This is a genomic window from Micromonospora sp. HM5-17, assembly GCF_003762835.1.
GTDB lineage: Bacteria > Actinomycetota > Actinomycetes > Mycobacteriales > Micromonosporaceae > Plantactinospora.
Genome location: NZ_RJWA01000001.1, coordinates 748974 through 764815, shown reverse-complemented (window position 1 = coordinate 764815; position 15842 = coordinate 748974). Strand labels below are relative to the sequence as shown.

The 15842-nt window shown below is 72.0% G+C and carries 14 protein-coding genes; 4 read left to right on the top strand and 10 right to left on the bottom strand.

Annotated elements, in window-relative coordinates; translation table 11 throughout:
- The first annotated feature begins 167 nt into the window (after nucleotides 1-167).
- A complete protein-coding gene (locus EF879_RS03465; protein WP_233604192.1) occupies nucleotides 168-2483 on the top strand; it encodes an immune inhibitor A domain-containing protein in 2316 nt (771 codons plus the stop codon).
- 60 nt (nucleotides 2484-2543) lie between these two features.
- Here the strand turns inward: EF879_RS03465 and EF879_RS03460 are convergent, their stop codons facing one another.
- Complete coding sequence (locus EF879_RS03460; protein WP_158624103.1) at nucleotides 2544-3710, bottom strand: C45 family peptidase; 1167 nt, start codon at nucleotides 3708-3710, stop codon at nucleotides 2544-2546.
- 244 nt (nucleotides 3711-3954) lie between these two features.
- Between EF879_RS03460 and EF879_RS03455 the strand changes: the two genes are divergently transcribed.
- Complete coding sequence (locus tag EF879_RS03455) at nucleotides 3955-4899, top strand: alpha/beta fold hydrolase (RefSeq protein WP_123554522.1); 945 nt, start codon at nucleotides 3955-3957, stop codon at nucleotides 4897-4899.
- Between the two features lie 18 nt (nucleotides 4900-4917).
- On the opposite strand, the gene EF879_RS03450 is transcribed toward EF879_RS03455, so the two are convergent.
- Together EF879_RS03450 and EF879_RS03445 are read right to left on the bottom strand one after the other, a co-directional pair.
- On the bottom strand, nucleotides 4918-5283 hold the full coding sequence (locus EF879_RS03450) for a hypothetical protein (RefSeq protein ID WP_123555337.1): 366 nt from the start codon (nucleotides 5281-5283) through the stop codon (nucleotides 4918-4920).
- A complete protein-coding gene (locus tag EF879_RS03445) occupies nucleotides 5280-7625 on the bottom strand; it encodes an SseB family protein (protein ID WP_123555335.1) in 2346 nt (781 codons plus the stop codon). The genes EF879_RS03450 and EF879_RS03445 overlap by 4 nt, the downstream gene beginning before the upstream one ends.
- 180 nt (nucleotides 7626-7805) lie before the next feature.
- On the opposite strand from EF879_RS03445, the gene mycP reads away from it, so the two are divergent.
- On the top strand, nucleotides 7806-9035 hold the full coding sequence (gene mycP / locus EF879_RS03440) for a type VII secretion-associated serine protease mycosin (RefSeq protein ID WP_123554520.1): 1230 nt from the start codon (nucleotides 7806-7808) through the stop codon (nucleotides 9033-9035).
- A 141-nt stretch (nucleotides 9036-9176) separates the two neighbouring features.
- On the opposite strand, the gene EF879_RS03435 is transcribed toward mycP, so the two are convergent.
- The 3 genes from EF879_RS03435 to eccB form a co-directional block, all read right to left on the bottom strand.
- Nucleotides 9177-9470: a WXG100 family type VII secretion target gene (locus EF879_RS03435; RefSeq protein ID WP_123554518.1), complete on the bottom strand. Its 294-nt coding sequence runs from the start codon at nucleotides 9468-9470 to the stop codon at nucleotides 9177-9179.
- A 25-nt stretch (nucleotides 9471-9495) separates the two neighbouring features.
- Nucleotides 9496-9813 (bottom strand): WXG100 family type VII secretion target, encoded by a 318-nt coding sequence (locus EF879_RS03430; protein WP_123554516.1) that lies wholly within the window; start codon nucleotides 9811-9813, stop codon nucleotides 9496-9498.
- Between the two features lie 249 nt (nucleotides 9814-10062).
- Nucleotides 10063-11466: a type VII secretion protein EccB gene (gene eccB / locus EF879_RS03425; protein WP_123554514.1), complete on the bottom strand. Its 1404-nt coding sequence runs from the start codon at nucleotides 11464-11466 to the stop codon at nucleotides 10063-10065.
- Nucleotides 11467-11533: 67 nt separating this feature from the next.
- Here eccB and eccE point away from each other — a divergent pair, with 67 nt between their 5' ends.
- Nucleotides 11534-13444, top strand: a complete 1911-nt coding sequence (eccE, locus tag EF879_RS03420; RefSeq protein WP_123554512.1) for a type VII secretion protein EccE — start codon at nucleotides 11534-11536, stop codon at nucleotides 13442-13444.
- Nucleotides 13445-13453: 9 nt separating this feature from the next.
- Here eccE and EF879_RS03415 read toward each other — a convergent pair whose 3' ends face one another.
- From EF879_RS03415 to EF879_RS03400, 4 genes are all read right to left on the bottom strand, one after another.
- Entirely contained in the window at nucleotides 13454-13843 is a 390-nt protein-coding gene (locus EF879_RS03415; protein WP_123554510.1) for a hypothetical protein, read from the bottom strand.
- Nucleotides 13840-14139, bottom strand: a complete 300-nt coding sequence (locus tag EF879_RS03410; RefSeq protein WP_148086345.1) for a hypothetical protein — start codon at nucleotides 14137-14139, stop codon at nucleotides 13840-13842. Before EF879_RS03410 ends, EF879_RS03415 begins: the two co-directional genes overlap by 4 nt.
- A 43-nt stretch (nucleotides 14140-14182) precedes the next feature.
- Complete coding sequence (locus EF879_RS03405) at nucleotides 14183-14446, bottom strand: hypothetical protein (RefSeq protein ID WP_148086344.1); 264 nt, start codon at nucleotides 14444-14446, stop codon at nucleotides 14183-14185.
- Between the two features lie 153 nt (nucleotides 14447-14599).
- Complete coding sequence (locus EF879_RS03400; protein WP_123555333.1) at nucleotides 14600-15778, bottom strand: helix-turn-helix domain-containing protein; 1179 nt, start codon at nucleotides 15776-15778, stop codon at nucleotides 14600-14602.
- Nucleotides 15779-15842: the final 64 nt, after the last annotated feature.

The following is a 15842-nucleotide window of genomic DNA, read 5'->3' as shown; positions in this document are numbered from 1 at the left end:
TAGAGCGTTTTCGCCCTGGTTAGGCGTAGATCCAGGCCGCCCAGCCGTGCCCGGCCGACCCGTGACAGCGATCCATTCATCTGCAAAGGTTGTCATCGCGTGTGATGACAGCGCCGACCAAGAGCAGGCCTGTCTCTGTAACACACTTCCACAAAGGAGGAGGACCTTTGAGGAGACGAGTCACAGCCGGCCTGGCGGGCGCCGCGGCCGCGCTGTTGGCCGCCAGTGCGGTCGCCGCGCCGTCGGCGTCCGCCGCTCCGGCGGCGCCTGCCCCCGCGGACCGGGAGCCGAAGGGGGCCGCCCACCGGGCGGACAACCTGGTCGACCCGGTCGCCGAGCAGCACCAGCAGGTCCGCAAGGAGGCCATCTCCGCCCTGCTCGACGGCAAGGCCAAGCTGCAGACCCGTAACGGGTCGAAGGTCATCCAGATCAAGGCCGACCGGTTCGTCGAGTACCAGCAGCCTCCGAAGGTCGACCCGATCTTCACGATCCTGGTCGAGTTCGGCGACCAGAAGGACCCGCGTACCGGCGGGACCGACGGGCCGGTGCACAACCAGATCCCGGAGCCCGACCGGATCTACGACGGCAGCCCGACCGACGACAACAGCACCATCTGGAAGCCGAACTTCGACCGGAAGTCGTACCTCGACCTGTTCTACGCCAAGAACAAGGAATCGATGGCCGACTTCTACCTCAAGCAGTCGGGCGGCCGGTACACCGTCGGCGGGGACGTCACCGACTGGGTGAAGGTCCCGTTCAACGAGGCCCGGTACGGCAGCAACAACATTCCGGAGTCCGACGGCTACTGGAACTTCATCAAGGACACCGCCAACGCCTGGTACGACTCCCAGATCGCGGCCGGAAAGACCCCGGAGCAGATCAAGCAGTACCTGAGCCAGTTCGACGTCTGGGACCGGTACGACTACGACGGCGACGGCGACTTCAACGAGCCGGACGGCTACATCGACCACTTCCAGGCCGTGCACGCCGGTGAGGGCGAGGAGGCCGGCGGCGGTGCCCAGGGCGAGGACGCGATCTGGTCGCACCGCTGGGCCGCCTTCTGGAACCTCCAGGGCAGCGCCGGCCCGGACTTCAACAAGGCGGGCGGCGTCCAGATCGGTGACACCGGCTTCTGGATCCGCGACTACACGACCGAGCCGGAGAACGGCGGCCTCGGCGTCTTCGTCCACGAGTACGGCCACGACCTCGGCCTGCCCGACCTGTACGACACCCAGGGCGGCGACAACGGCGTCGGCTTCTGGAGCGTCATGGCGTCCGGCTCGTGGCTCAACCACGGCAAGCAGGACATCGGGTCCACCCCGGGCTACATGGACCCGTGGTCGAAGCTCTACCTCGGCTGGCTGAACTACTCCGAGGTGGAGTGGAACAGCGGCACGACGTACGCGACCCTCGGGGCGGCCGGTGACACCGACGGCTTCGCCCAGGCGGTCGTGGTGAACCTGCCCGACCGGGAGGTCACCACCGAGGTGAACACCCCGTTCGAGGGCGAGTACGAGTGGTGGGGCGGCCGTGGCGACAACCTGAACAACACCCTGACCCGTACGCTCGACCTCACCGGGGCGACCACCGCCGCCATCACGGCCAAGGCGCAGTGGGAGATCGAGGAGGACTACGACTACCTCATCGCCGAGGTGTCGGACGACAACGGCTCCACCTGGACGCCGCTGCGGAACGACCTCGTCGAGGAGGGTGAGGACGGCGTCGACGGCTCCACCAACGGCGAGTGGGTGGACCTCGGCTACGACCTCTCGGCGTACGCCGGCAAGACGGTGCAGTTCCGCTACCGGTACCAGACCGACATCGGGACCTCCTTCGAGGGTCCGTTCCTGGACAACATCTCGCTGGTGGTCAACGGCACCCCGGCCTGGACCGACACCGCCGAGACGGCCGACTCGGCCTGGGCGGCCCGGGGCTTCAGCCGGTTCACCGGTACCCTCACCCAGCTCGTGCCGCACTTCTACATCGCCGAGTACCGGACCTACTACGGCTACGACAAGGTCCTGAAGACCGGCCCGTACAACTTCGGCTGGCAGAACACGAAGCCGGACTGGGTCGAGCGGTTCTCGAACCACCAGGGTCTGCTGATCTGGTACGTCAACTACGCGTACGAGGACAACGACACGATCGTGCACCCGGGCTACGGCCTGAACCTGCCCGTCGACGTCCGCCCCGGCCCGATCACGGTGCCCGGCGTCGGCAACATCACCAACCGGCGGAGCAGCTACGACGCCACCTTCAGCAGGTTCACCAAGCCGGCCCAGACGTTCCACCTGAACGGCAAGCCGGTGACGGTGCCGAAGCTGAAGCCGGTGACGACGTTCAACGACTCGAACCCGGACCGCTACTGGTCGCCGGAGAACCCGATGAACTCGGTCAAGGTCGCCGGCACCGGCACCAAGATCGAGCTGATTCTGGAGAACCGGCTCATCACCGACCTGGCGATCATCAAGATCACCAACTGATCCGGTCTCACGGATCGGTAGCCGGGGGTCGGGAGCAGGTGCTCCCGACCCCCGGCCCCGTCAGCAGGACGTCAGATCCACCCATCCGTACCGGTGCTCGCACGGTGGCCCGGCCGCGATGCCGAGCCGCCGGTCGTCCAGGTCGAGCAGCACCGAGTAGACCGTCTCGGCGCGTTCGGCCGGCGGGTACCGGTCATCCACGTGCCGGCAGATGCTCTGCGGCCAACTGGCGTGATCCCGGAACAGCGCGGCGAGGTCGCTCTCGCCGAGCGGCCCCGCCGCCAGCCGGGCCGCCAGCAGCCGCCGGGCCCGCGCCGACCGGAACAGCGACGAGCCGCCCCAGTCCTTGATGGTGTCGTACACCGGCAGCCCGGTCTCCAGGTGGTTGGCGTGGGTGACCAGCCCGTCGACCGGATGCAGCCAGCCGACGTCCCCGGGCACCAACTCCAGGTCGACGATCTCGCCGCCGCCCTCCGCCGCCTGCCCGAGCAACAGGTTGATCGAACTGTTCCGGGTGCCCCGACAGGCCGCCTTCAACGCCTCGGCCAGACTGTCGCCCTCCAACGCGGCCCGCAGCAGCACGTGGTACGGCACGCCCGGGGCGGTGCCGTCCGCGGGCAGCCCGTCCCGGTCGCAGCCGAGCATGTTCACACAGACCCCGACCCCGGCCGAGTTCAGCCCGGTCTTGGCGAGCATCCCCGCCTCGGTCAGGGTCAGCACGGTCAGCCCGCGCTCGTCCCGGGTGGCGAGCAGCAGCATCACCGAGCGCTGGTCAGGGTGCCAGTCCCAGTTCTGACCGAGCAGCAGGTGGCCGTTGGTGGTGTGGGTGCCGAGGACGCCGACCGAGGTGCAGCCGCCGGTCTCCGCCTCCGCCGCGGCCGGCGTCCCGGGCGTCCGCTGGCGGCCATAGATCAGCTCGGTCCGCGCGTTCAGGGCATAGATCTCGTCGGCCCGGACGCCAGCCCCCTCGGCCACGCCGTCGAGCTGCTCGGCGACCCGGGGATGGTGTCGGGCCGTCACCTCGCGGAACGCCGCTCCGGCGGCGCGTACCGCCGCCGCGTCCAGCCCGGCCTCGTTCCGGAACCGGCGCAGATAGAAGTCGAGGTTGGCCTCGATCAGGTCGCGGGCCACGGTGCCGTACCCGATGCCGCACTCCGCCGGCGGCCCCTGCACCCGGACCATCGGCACGGGCAGGTCGGGATGATCGGTGCGACGGGCGGCAGCCATAGCAGCACCGTAGTCAACCCGATCTCGGACGTCACCCGCGTTCCTGACGGTCCGGTCAGGTTGGGACGGGTTGCCCGGGTTGTGGCCACGCTCCGGTCCGGGGTGGCCGCACCGTGGAGCCCGCCGCGCCGGTGCCGTACCGAGCCGGAACAGCCCGGCTGACCTGGGGTGAAATCCCCGACGCTTCCCTGATCCGGCCGTCGCGGCGGATGCATTCGCCGAGCTTGGGCCTAGGCTGTGAAACATGAGGGAGCGGAGCACGGGCGGCCGGAAGCCGCTGGTCGACGAGTCCTACGTCCTGACGGAAGGGCCCTGGACCCACCGCTTCGTCGGGGCGAACGGCAGCCGATTCCACGTGGTCGAGGCGGGCAGTGGCCCGCTGGTGCTGTTCCTGCACGGCTTTCCGGAGTACTGGTGGGCGTGGCACCGGATGCTGCCGGCGGTCGCCGACGCCGGCTACCGCGCCGTCGCGGTCGACCTGCGGGGGTACGGCGCGAGCGACAAGCCGCCCCGGGGGTACGACGGCTACACGCTCGCCGCGGACGTCGCCGGACTGATCCGCGCCCTCGGCGAACGGTCGGCCGTCCTGGTCGGCTCGGGGGCCGGCGGCATGATCGCCTGGACCGCCGCCGCCTTCCACCCGCGCCTGGTCCGCCGGCTGGTGGTGCTCGCCGCACCGCACCCGCTGCGGCTGCGTGCCGGGATCTTTGCCGATCCGCGCGGCCAGTTCGCCGCCGCCACCCCGACGCTGAAGTTCCAGATCCCCCGCTACGAGCACGTACTGACCCGGCACGACGCGGCACTGATCGGCTACTTCCTTCGCCGCTGGGGCGGCCCGCGTTGGGTGGCCAGCCCCGACTTCGCGGAGTACGCCACCCGCTGCCGAAAGGCGATGCAGATTCCGCAGGCGGCGTTCTGCGCTATGGAGGGCTACCGGTGGGCGTTCCGCTCGGTGCTCCGGCTCCACGGCTACCGGTTCGTCAAGCTGATGCAGAAGCCGCTGGTCACCCCGACCCTGCAACTGCACGGCGCACTCGACCAAGCGTCCCTGCCCCGGACCGCCCAGGGCTCCGGCCGGTACGTCTCCGCCGCGTACGAGTGGCGGCTCCTCGACGACGTCGGGCACTTCCCGCACGTCGAGGCGACCGACCTGGTCCTCGGCGAGGTGCTCCGCTGGGTCAAGTCCTGACCGGGCGACCGCCCGGGATCAGATCCGGTGCTCGCGCAGGTCGGTCACCTCGGTGACCGGAGCCCAACCCTGGTAGACGCCGAAGTCGAACGCCTCCAACCCCAGCGCCTCGGCGACGGGCCACCGGCCGCCGGTGTACTCGACGCGCAGCCAGTTGTCGTGCCGGGCGAGCACGATGAACGGCTGGCCCTTCCAGGAGCACCGGGTGCGGACGTACGCCAGGTCGTTGACCTCGGCGGCGGGGACGGCCCGGACATAGCGCCCGGGTCGGACCTCGGAGAAGCCCTCGCCCGGCTCGGTCTGGTAGAGCCGGACGTGGTCACCGTCGGGGCTCGCCTCGTACTCCCGACCCCGCCACTGGGCGACGTAGCCGTCCCGCATCAGTCCTCCTCCACGCGGCGCCAGACGGGCACGTCGCAGTCGAGGGTGGCGACGAGCCGTTCGCTGCCATCGGCGCCGATCCGCCAGAGCTGGGCCCCGTGCGGCAGCCGGATGCTGTCCACCTTGAACTCGGCGACGACGTCGCTGCTCTCCCCGGGCGCGAACCCGTTGCCCCGGAACGGAGGCCGTTCGATCACCCAACCCTCCATCGCCCGCATCGCCGCCTCGTTCTGGCCGCCGTAGGGAATCCGGTAGAGGCTGGGCCGGTACGCCGGCCAGCGCAGGACGTACACCTCGTCGGCGTCGCGGGAGAAGGGCGAGTTCGGGTAGTTCAGGCCGAGAGCCGCGTACAGCTTCGCCGGGGTACGCAGGTGCGCGACCTCGGACGCCCGGTGCACGAAGCCGGAGACCCGGTCGTAGCCCCGCTCCAGGTAGTAGGAGACCTGGCTCGGGGCGACCGTCTTCTGCATCATCGTCGGCCGCCCCGGTTCCTCCCGGGGTGGGGCGTACGTCGACCGTGGCGCCTCCTCCTCGGTGGGGGCCGCCGGCGCCGGTTCGGTGCCCTCGGGGTCGTCGCCGAGCCCCACCTCGGCAGCCCAGTTCGCCAGGGCGACGATCTCGCTCCCGGGCAGCTTGGCGCCGACCGGTGTCCCCGGGTTGACCGCGAACGACCAGGCGTCGTCCGGCCACCGTCGGATGAGCTGCACGAACTTCACCTCGACGGTCTCCACGGACGTCGGCAGATGGTCGGCCAGCCGTTCCGGGGAGGTGAAGACCACCACGTACCGGTCGCCGTCGAGGAGTTCGGTCCGCCACTCGAAGCCGTCGTCACCGGGCCGGCTACCGGCGGCCGAACCGGGAGCGACCGGCAGCAACACCTGGGCGAGCAGGAGGGTGGAGAGGAAGCTGTCGGTGCTCCCGCTCTCGGCCGCCTCCAGCAGGCTCCGCTCGACGTCGGTGGCGGGGACGAAGTCGACGGGACGCTGCCGGGACTCGGCGGTCGTTCGGGAGGTGGGGGTCGACGACGCGTCCATTCCGCGCCCGCCGTGCCCCGGGGCCGGCTCCGCGGGGGCGCTGTCCGCCGGGGCGGGATGTGCCGTCGAGGTCGCCGGGCCGCCGTACGGCCCCGGGCTGCCGGCCTCGCCGCTCGGGCCGCCGGCCTCGGCCGTCTCGCCGCTCGGGCCGGCGACCTCGGCCGTCGCGGCGGACGAGCTGGCGGACGGGGCGACTGTCCAGGCCACCGTCGCCTGTTCGCTGCCGGGCGCCGACCAGGCGACGGTGGTCTGCGCGTCGACCTCCGACGGAGACGCCGTCGCCGGCTCGGCATCGGCGTGGACGGAGCGCCGGGAGGCCGGCTCGAAGAGCGACACCTCGGACCTCGGCGCCCCGGAGACCGGCGCCGAGGACTCGGCCTGTCCCGGCGCGGCCGAGGGCGACGACCGCGCGTCCGGTCCGGGGGCGGCCGACGGCTCGGTCCAGCTCGGTGGCGGGGGGAGGACGGAGGATGGTGCGGCGGAGGCCTCCGTCCCGGGAGCCGCCGGCGTGCCGTTCATCGGTGCCGGCGGCCGGCGGCGCGGCGTCATCCAGCCGACCGTCGGCTCACTGTCCTGGCTGCTGCCCCACCCGCCGTGCCCGCCCACGGTGGCCGTGCCGGAGTCACCCACCCGAGACCTGTCGGCGGTGGACGGCTGATCCACCGGCGGAAACCAGCTGGCCGCCGGCCGCGATGTCGCCGGCGTTCCGGTCGGCGGCGTTCCGGTCGGCGGCGCTGACGGGGACGGCGTCGGTGGGGACGACGGTGGCGGGGACGACGGTGGTGAGTGGAACGGCAGGCCCGGCCCGGAGGTCGGCACCGCCGGATTCACCCCGCCCGACGGCACGCGTCGGGGCACCGTGGCGGTGGCCCGGGCCCGGGTCACCCGCTCGACCTGCTCCAGCCGGGCCCGAGTCCGGCCCGGCAGCCGGACGTCGCCTCGGCCGAGCTGGGAGACGAACCAGGCGGGCAGGTAGCCCTCGATCGGCAGACCGGGATTGACCGCGAGCCACCACTCCGGATTCGGCCAGCCCGCGGCCAGCTCCGGATAGGCCGTACGCCGGGAGGAGCCGGCGCTCTCGGCGAGGCATGCCTGCAGCGCGGTGGCCGAGGTGAAGGCCAGCACGTGGGTTCGCCCACCGGTGGTCCAGGTGCCCCAACCCATCGGGGCCCGGCCGGCAAGCGCCTCGGCCGAGACCGGCAGCAGCAGGTCGGCGCGGGACAGGATGCGGAAGTAGAGTTCTTGGTCACCTGCCCGGAGCGCGTCCCGCATCGCGGCCTCGGTCTCGGTGGCCGGTTCCCATTCGGTCACGGCCACCTCCACTCCGCCGTACAGGGCATAAGCATCGCGTACAACCTACAAGGTAGGGCCAGGATCACAATGGCTGCCTGGCGGTGGATCCCGCGCTCGGCGGTCCACCGATAGCATCCGGTGGGCGGACCCGACGGCAAACCGACCCCATGGCGGACCAGACCGATTCGGAGGCAAGTGATGCCTGGCCGGAGAATACGACTCACCCTGGTGGGCGCCATCATCGCGGTGTCGGTGCCGCTGGTCGCCACCGGGCCGGCCGTCGCCGCTCCGCTGTCGCTGCCGGTGGCCCAGCGCGCCCTTCCCGGCTGCGACAGCACCGACGAGCCGCCCAAGCCGCTGAAACCGGTCCCCTGGCCCCAGCAGCGGTACGCTCCGGACCGACTGGCTCCCCTGGCCACCGGCAAGCAGGTGACCGTGGCGGTCATCGACTCCGGCGTCGACAAGACGCACCCGCAGATGCGGGGCAAGGTGCTGCCGGGGCGCGACTACCTGGACCCGGGCCTGAACGGCAGCCGGGACTGTGCCCGGCACGGCACCGGTGTGGCGAGCATCATCGTCGCCTCACCGGTCGACGGCGTCGGTTTCCGCGGACTCGCCCCGGACGCCGGGATCCTGCCGGTCCGGGTCAGCGAGCAGAAGCAGGTCGACGGGAAGGAACAGGGGCGGACGGTCGGGGTCGCCACCTTCGCCGCCTCGATCCGGTGGGCGGTGGACCAGGGCGCCGATGTGATCAACCTCTCGGTCGTCTACTACCAGGACAGCCCCGCGCTCCGCTCCGCCATCGAGTACGCGGTCGCGCACGACGTGGTGGTGGTGGCCGCCGCCGGCAACAAGAACGAAGACGGGAACCCGCGGCCGTACCCCGCCTCGTACGACGGCGTGATCGGTGTCGGCTCCGTCAACGAGGACGGCACGGTCTCGCCCTTCTCCCAGCGGGGTGACTGGGTCGACGTCGTCGCCCCCGGCGCCGCGGTGACGGTCGCCGTGCCGGAACGAGGCCACGTCATCGACAACGGCACCAGCTACGCCACCCCCTTCGTGTCCGCCACCGCGGCGCTGATTCGGCAGTACTGGCCGGACCTGACCGCCCAACAGGTGGCCGAGCGGATCAAGGCGACGGCGGATCCGGCGGCCGGCGACGCCAACGCCGTCGGGGCCGGGGTGCTCAACCCGTACCGGGCGGTCACCGACACCGCCGCGCCGGCCCGCCAGCCCGCGGCCGGTGGTCTGCCGGCGCCGCACGAGGACCCGGCGGCGGTGGCCCGCGCCGAGCGGCGTTCCGTCGCGCAGGAACGGGCGCTCTGGGTCGCGGGTCTGGCCGGCACGGTGGCCGGGGTGGCCCTGCTGCTGGCGGTCGTGGTGCCGCGCGGCATGCGCCGCGGTTGGCGTCCGGCCGGCCCGGCGTGACCACGACCGGCGGTGACGCACGGCCCCGCTCGGTGGCCGTCGGCCACCGAGCGGGGCCGAAACACCAGGATGCCCCGGGGCGCGCGGCGCGGCGGTCGCGCGACGCCCCAGGGCATCCCTGGTCGTACGGCAGCGCTGTCCCTACTGGAACAGGCTGGTGTTCTTCTTCTCGGTGCTCAGGTAGTCCTGCGCGGACTCGTCCAGCGCCTGCTTGATGGCCCGCAGCATGTTCGACAGCTCCTGCTGCGACTGGCGCCACCGGGCCTGACGCACCGCGTACGCCTGCTGCGCCTCGCCCTCCCAGGTCTGGACGAGCGGCGCCGCGTCACGCTCGAGCTGGTCCAGCTGCGAGTCGAGCGTGTTCAGCGCCTTCTGGATGTCCGCGCTCGCCTGCTGCAGCGCGGGAAACTGGACGACAAGGAGGCCGTCACTCATCGGAATCTTCCCTCCCCAGAAAAGATCAGAGCGGCAGGTTGATGTGCTGGTTGGTCGCCGCCATCCGGCTCGACGCCTCGGTGTCGGAGGCGTCGTACTGCTGGCCGGCGGTGCGGATCGCGCTCGCGGTCTCGCGGAGCGCCTGGTGCATCTTCTCCTGGCTCTGCGCCCACTGCTGCTTGACCTGCTCGAACGAGCGGCCACCAGCACCCTGCCACGCGGACCGCAGCACCTCGAGCTCGTTCATCAGGCTGCTGAGCATGCTCTGCAGCCCCTGGTCGACCTGCTCGAACTTGGTGGCGGTCTGCTGCATCACTGCGGCTTCTGCCTGCGTCCGGGACACCCCTGACGTCACCCCGCTCCCTCTACTCGTTTCCGTTTCCTGGGGAGCCCACTGTGGACACCCCGCTTCGTGACCGCCCCGCTCGGACCACGACGGCACGAGGCGGAATTCACGTCCGTAGCCGACGGTAGCGGTCGAGGGCAACCCTTGGGTACCCCCCTCTGCCCGTCTGATGGACCAATCGAGATGGCCGCACCAGTCAGGCCCGCCACCGCCATGGTCAAGGACAGCTTATTCAAACATCACCCGTCACTGCTGCCCCACCGCGTTCCGGGCCGCCTCCGGATCCAGCGCCGGCCCGCCCGGAATCAGTGACACCAGGTTCGCCGGCATCCGCTTCGGCCGGACGCCCCCGTACCCCAGCGCGCCGAGCAGATCGGCGCTGACCACCGCGTGCCGCCGCCCGAGGTCGGTGACGATCGAGATGGCGCCGCCGGTCGCCCCCGGCGCGGCGGCCGCCTCCACCAGCACTCCCCGGCCGGGGGTGACGAGGACGCGGTCGGCGAGCCCCGCGCCCTCGGGCGACCGCGCGGTGGTCTGCGGCACATTCGTGAGGTCCGGCAGCTCGGCGCCGACCCGCACGGTCCGCACCCCGCTGTCGTCCGGGACGTCGGCGCAGACCACGCTGCTCTCGGACGCGACGATCTTCGGGATGGTGGCCGGCGGCGCCGCCTCGTCCGGCGGCAGCAGGTCGTTGGCCTTGCGGGTGTTCGCGTAGGTGCCCTGCGGAATCTCCTCCGGCTTGTTCTGCTGCCCGAGGTCGGTGACCAGGAGGTTCGCCTGGAGTTCGGTGATGTTCGCCAGGCCGTCCTGCTTGAGCACCGCGTACTGCCGGACCCCGCCCTGCGGCTCGACGAAGTAGACGTCCCCGATTTGGGCGTCCGGCAGCAACTGGGACGGCTGACCCGCGCCGCTGATCGGCACCCGGGCCAGGTCCGCACCGGAGGGCAGCGCGTTGAGCAGAGCCGGGGCTACCGCCACCTGCCGCTGGCCGCTCCACCCCAGCGCGTTGATCACCAGCTCCCGGTCCCGGATCAGGTGCCGGCGGTTGTGCCAGATCAGGTAGAGGGATCCGTTGGGGTGGGTGGCGAGCAGGGCCTCCTCCCGCATCGTGGTGCCACCCCGCGCCTCGCCACCGATCAGCAGGGCCGACTGGGGCGGCGGGGAGCCGCTGCCGGAGCGCGGGGAGGAGCAGATGGTCCACCCGCCGTTGATGAGCCGGTTGGCCGGAGCCAACGAGTCCGGCGCGTCCGGGATGCCGATCGGCACGCCCCGGGGCACGTTCTCCAGCGACTTGCGCGACACCGAGACGGTCTTGGGCTGCGTGCTTCCGCCGCCGGCGACGAGGACCGCCGAGGTGTAGTTGAGGACGGGCCGCAGCTTCTCGTCGAGGTAGACGTACTGTGCTCCGGACTCCTTCTCGACGATGACCACGTTGGGGTCTTTCCACTTGGTGGCGCCGCCGCCGACGAAGAGGCCGTACACCACCGAGCCACCGATGGCGATCAGCGCGACGAGCACGCTGGCCATGGTCGCGCCCGCAGCCCGCCGGAACGGTGACTGCGCGGGATCGGTCTCCCGCATCACCAACGCACCCACCACCCGCTGCACCATGAACTGATACGAGTGCAACTGGTCCTGTCGCGACGGCATGCGGGCCCCCTCTCCCCTTGTCCGGCCCATACGATAGGCCCCTGAGCGAATTGCGGGGGGCACGCCCATGGGCGGGGCCCATCCAGGGGAGGCTATCGCGGTGACGGTTACTGCGACAGACAACAGGACCCGGCCCGCCGGTACCAGCGGAAACCGGCTGGACCGGTCGGCACCGGCACCGCTGCCGGCGGCGTCCACTCCGGCCCGTTCCGGCCCGCTCGGCGTTCGGGCGGGGCAGATCGTGACCCTCCAGGTCGCCGTGGCCCTCGTCCTCGCCACCCTCGGGCAGAACCCGCTGCTGATCGCCGGTGCCGCCCTGGTCGGCGTCGCGCTCGTGCTGCTGAGCTGGATCCGGCTGCGCCGCCGCTGGCTGTTCGAGTGGATCGGTATCGGTCTGCGGTACTCCACCCGCCAGCGCACACTGCGGTCGGCCGCGCCGCCGGAGGCGCTGCTCGACCTCGTCGACCCCGGCGCCACGATCATCCCCGCCGAGCTGGCCGGGGATGCCGCCGCCATCGTCAGCGACGCCTACGGCCTCACCGCCGTCCTGGAGCTCGGCGACCAGGTCGGGATGTTGACCGACACCCCGCAGGTCCTGCTCTCCCCGGCCAGCCTGCTGCCGGCGGCCAGCCCGGAGACCCCGCCCACCCGGATCCAGCTCCTGATCGCGGGTGCCCCGGCGCCCACGCTCAGCGCCGGCGGCGGCACGCCGGCGACGTCGTACCGGCAGCTCACCGACGGTCGACTCCTCGGGTACGAGCGGGTGCTGCTCGCCGTCCGGGTGCTTCGGGCCGACGGCTGGTCGGAGGATGACCTCGTCCGGGCGCTCTCCAGTGCCGTCCGTAAGGTGAGCCGACGGCTCAAGCCGGTGCCGAGCCGCGTGCTCGGCGAGCGGGCCGCGCTCGGCGTACTCGCGGAACTGGCCCACCACGACGGCGTGCAGCCGGGCCGGGAGAGCTGGCTGGGGGTGCAGCTCGGCGGGCTGGTGCAGACCACCTTCCGGCTGCGCCGCTGGCCGGACCTGCGGACCGAGACCGGGCGTCGGCTGATCCCTCGGCTGCTGGCGCTGCCGGCCACCGCCACCACGGTCTCGCTCAGCGCGGGCCCGTGGGTGGGCAGCGGCTCCGAGGCAGTCCGGGTGGACCTGACGGTACGCCTCGCCGCCACCACCGCCCCCGCCCTGGCCACCGCGGTCCAGGCGTTGCGCCGACTGCTCGCGGCCGAGCACGCGGTCGCCCGCCGGCTGGACGGTGAACAGCTCGACGGGGTCGCCGCGACCCTGCCGCTCGGGGTGCTCGGCGCCGGTCCGACCGCGACGACCCCGAACACCACGATGGCCGCCTCCGCGGTGGACGCCCTGAACCTGCCGATCGGGCTGGCGGGGCTGATGATCGGGACCAACCGGCACGGCTCGGCGGTGCTCGCCCGGCTGTTCCGCGCCGAGACCACCCGGGCGGTGCTCATCGGCGGGGTCCGGGCCGCGCAGCTCATCGCGCTGCGCGCGATGGCACTCGGCGCCCGGATCGTGGTGCAGACCGCCCGGCCGCGCGTCTGGGAGCCGTTCGTCCGGGGGGCCAGTGCCCCGAGTTCCCCGATCGCGGTCATCCCGCCCGGCCGGCCGGTCGGGGGTCCGCCCGGCAGCCAGCTCCAGCCGCTGCTGGTCGTGGTCGACGTCGGGCCGGTGGCCGCCGACACCCAGCCCGGCCCGGGCTGGCAGGCGAGCCTGGTGGTCCGCGACGAGCTGGCGCCGGTCGACGTCGACGCGGTCTCCCGCGCCGACCTGGTGGTGCTGCAGCCGCTTCGGCCGCACGAGGCCCAGTTGGCCGGTCTGGCACTCGGCCTCGGCGACTCGGCGGACTGGCTGACCCGGATCCGGGCCGACATGGTCGGGGTGATCAACCGCCGGGTGCTGCGCTGGGCGCTCCTCTCGGCCACGCCGATCGAGCAGCAGCTGATCGGGTCGCCCGCCCGGTTCTGATTCGCCGCGTCACCGGGCGGGCCCCGAGGGGTCGGGCGCGACCGGCATCAGCACGTCCGTGCCGGCCAGGTGCCAGGTACGGACCTCGTGCAGCTCTCCGGCGCGCAGCAGCCAGGCGCTGGCGATCTCCATCCGCTCGCAGTCCGGCAGCCCGCACGGGCGACAGCCGCCCCTCGGCCGCGCCCGGTGCGCCAGGTACACCTGTCGAGCCACCGCGGTCACCGGATCCCGACCACCCGGAGGAAGCTGGTCGTCGGCGACCACCAGCCACAGCGCCCACTCCGCCGCCGGGCACCACCCGTCCCGGCAGGACGGGCAGGTCTGTCCCGCGGCGTGGCCGGTGATCAGCTCGTACGCCACCCCGACCGCCGGGCCGGGCGGCGCGGGACTCCCGCTCACGAGGCGACCGCCCGGGCCAGGACGTCCACTCGCACCATCAGTTGCCGGCACGGCGGGTGCCGTTCGACGTGCGCCCAGCCGCAGGCGGGGTGCTCGTGGCCGACCACCCAGACCCACAACCCGGCCTCGTCCCGCCGGACCACGTTCCGGTGTACCCGGGACACCGTCACGTCGAGCCGGCTCCCTGCGGGTACCGCATGGCAGTGGGACCACTCTCCGGGCGCCAACCGCAGCAGCGTGCCGGTCGGGACGTCCGGGATCGCCGGCCCGGTGAGGTGTGGCGGCCGTTCCCTCATCGCCGGCTCCGGTTCCGGCACCGGCACCAGACCCGGCTCACCATCAGACGGCCCGCCCGGTGCCGTACCGGCACCGCTGCCCGTATGTCAACAGCGGTAGCCCGTTGATTCGGGTCGGCCCGTTCCAGCCATACTCGGCCCGCTCGGCAGCGTCGTCGTGCCGCTCGCGACACCCCAGTTCCACTCGCTCGATCGCCCGCCTGGTCTCCTCGGCGTCGTCCTCCCGAGCCGCCGCGAGCACTTCAGCCGCATGGCGCTCGAACAACGCCGCCGTCCGACGGCGTTGCCACCATTCCCGAATTCCCACCACATCCCCTTCCGTTACCGGTGGCCGGCCCGGGTGTGATGGGCGGATCGGAACCCGGGCCGGCGGGCGCTCGGGTACGGCTGGCCGCACGGCCAGCCGCGCGCCCGTAGCCGGAACGCTACGGAGAGCGGTGAGGAACTCTATTACCGTCGGTTATGCGTCGATATCGAATTGGCGGGCAAGCGTACGAAGGCCGTGCGGCACAGACCGGCGATGGGCTCGACGGATCAACATCACGACCGTGTCCCGGGCGAGCGGGTTGAGCCGGAACTGCACGGGAGCAGACCGCTCCGCCCGCAGGAGCGCGCCCAGCGCCTCACCGTCTCGCCGACCGGAGTGGGCCAGAGCTCGGCCGAGGTCCAACCAGTACGACTGATGCCGAATCGCAGCCGACAGGGCGTCTGGCCGCACCTTACGCGCAAGCTCGATCACTCGCCCGTACTCACCGCGCTCGACGGCTATTGACATCCGCCAGAGCGCGACGTTGGTGGGGCCGAAGCCGCACTGGTTGAACCCCGCACCGTCCGCCGGGTCACCGAGGCTGTCGGCCTCCCTGGTCGCCTCGGCCAGGTGCGCCGCCGAATCGTCGTCGCGGCCGGCGACCGCAGCGGTGAAACTCGCGGAGAGATGCAGTTGGCCGAGAATCTGCCGTACCTCGGGCACGGCCGCGGCGGCTTGCAGGTCGGCAACGGACCGAGCGGCGGCGCGAGACGCGATCTCGGCCGTCTCGATCGGCAACGATTGCGCGTACGCAAAACGGGCCGCTCCGATCCACTCGGGCGCTTCCGACTCCTCCGCCGCCGAGACCGCGATCCTGGCCGCCGTCTGTGCCAGGTGTCGATAGCCGAGATGCCGAAGGCACGTCGCGGTGTGATAGCTGACCTGTGCGAGCGTCCGAGGGTTGTGCGCCGCGTCGAACAACAGGTTCGGCAGCAGTCCGGCCATGCGTGCGTAGTCGGCGCGGTTACGCAACTCAATGCTGTGGTCGATGGCGGCAGACAACTGCTCGCGGGTACGGGCCGGTGGGCGACGCTCACCTTCCTCGATCTCCACCAGTGCTGCCCAGATCGCAGGTACGGCGTCGGCCGCACCAGCCTTCACGGGGTCGGTGGGGTCACCGGGCTGACCGAGCAGGTCGGCCACCGTCACCTGCAACGCGGAGGCGATAGCGACCAGCGTCGCGCGTCGTTCGATGCTCTTGTGTCCCGCTTCCACCTGCGAGATGTACGGCTGCGAAACCCCGGCAAGACCGGCCAGCACCGCCTGTGTCATGCCGCGACGACGGAGTCGCCAGTAGCGGATCCGTGCGCCTATCGTCTCCGTCTCGACCACACTGATCAACTCCCCTGAAGGGCTGGGGTGGCTGGCGAGGCCCGGGCGGGTCCACCACTTCGGA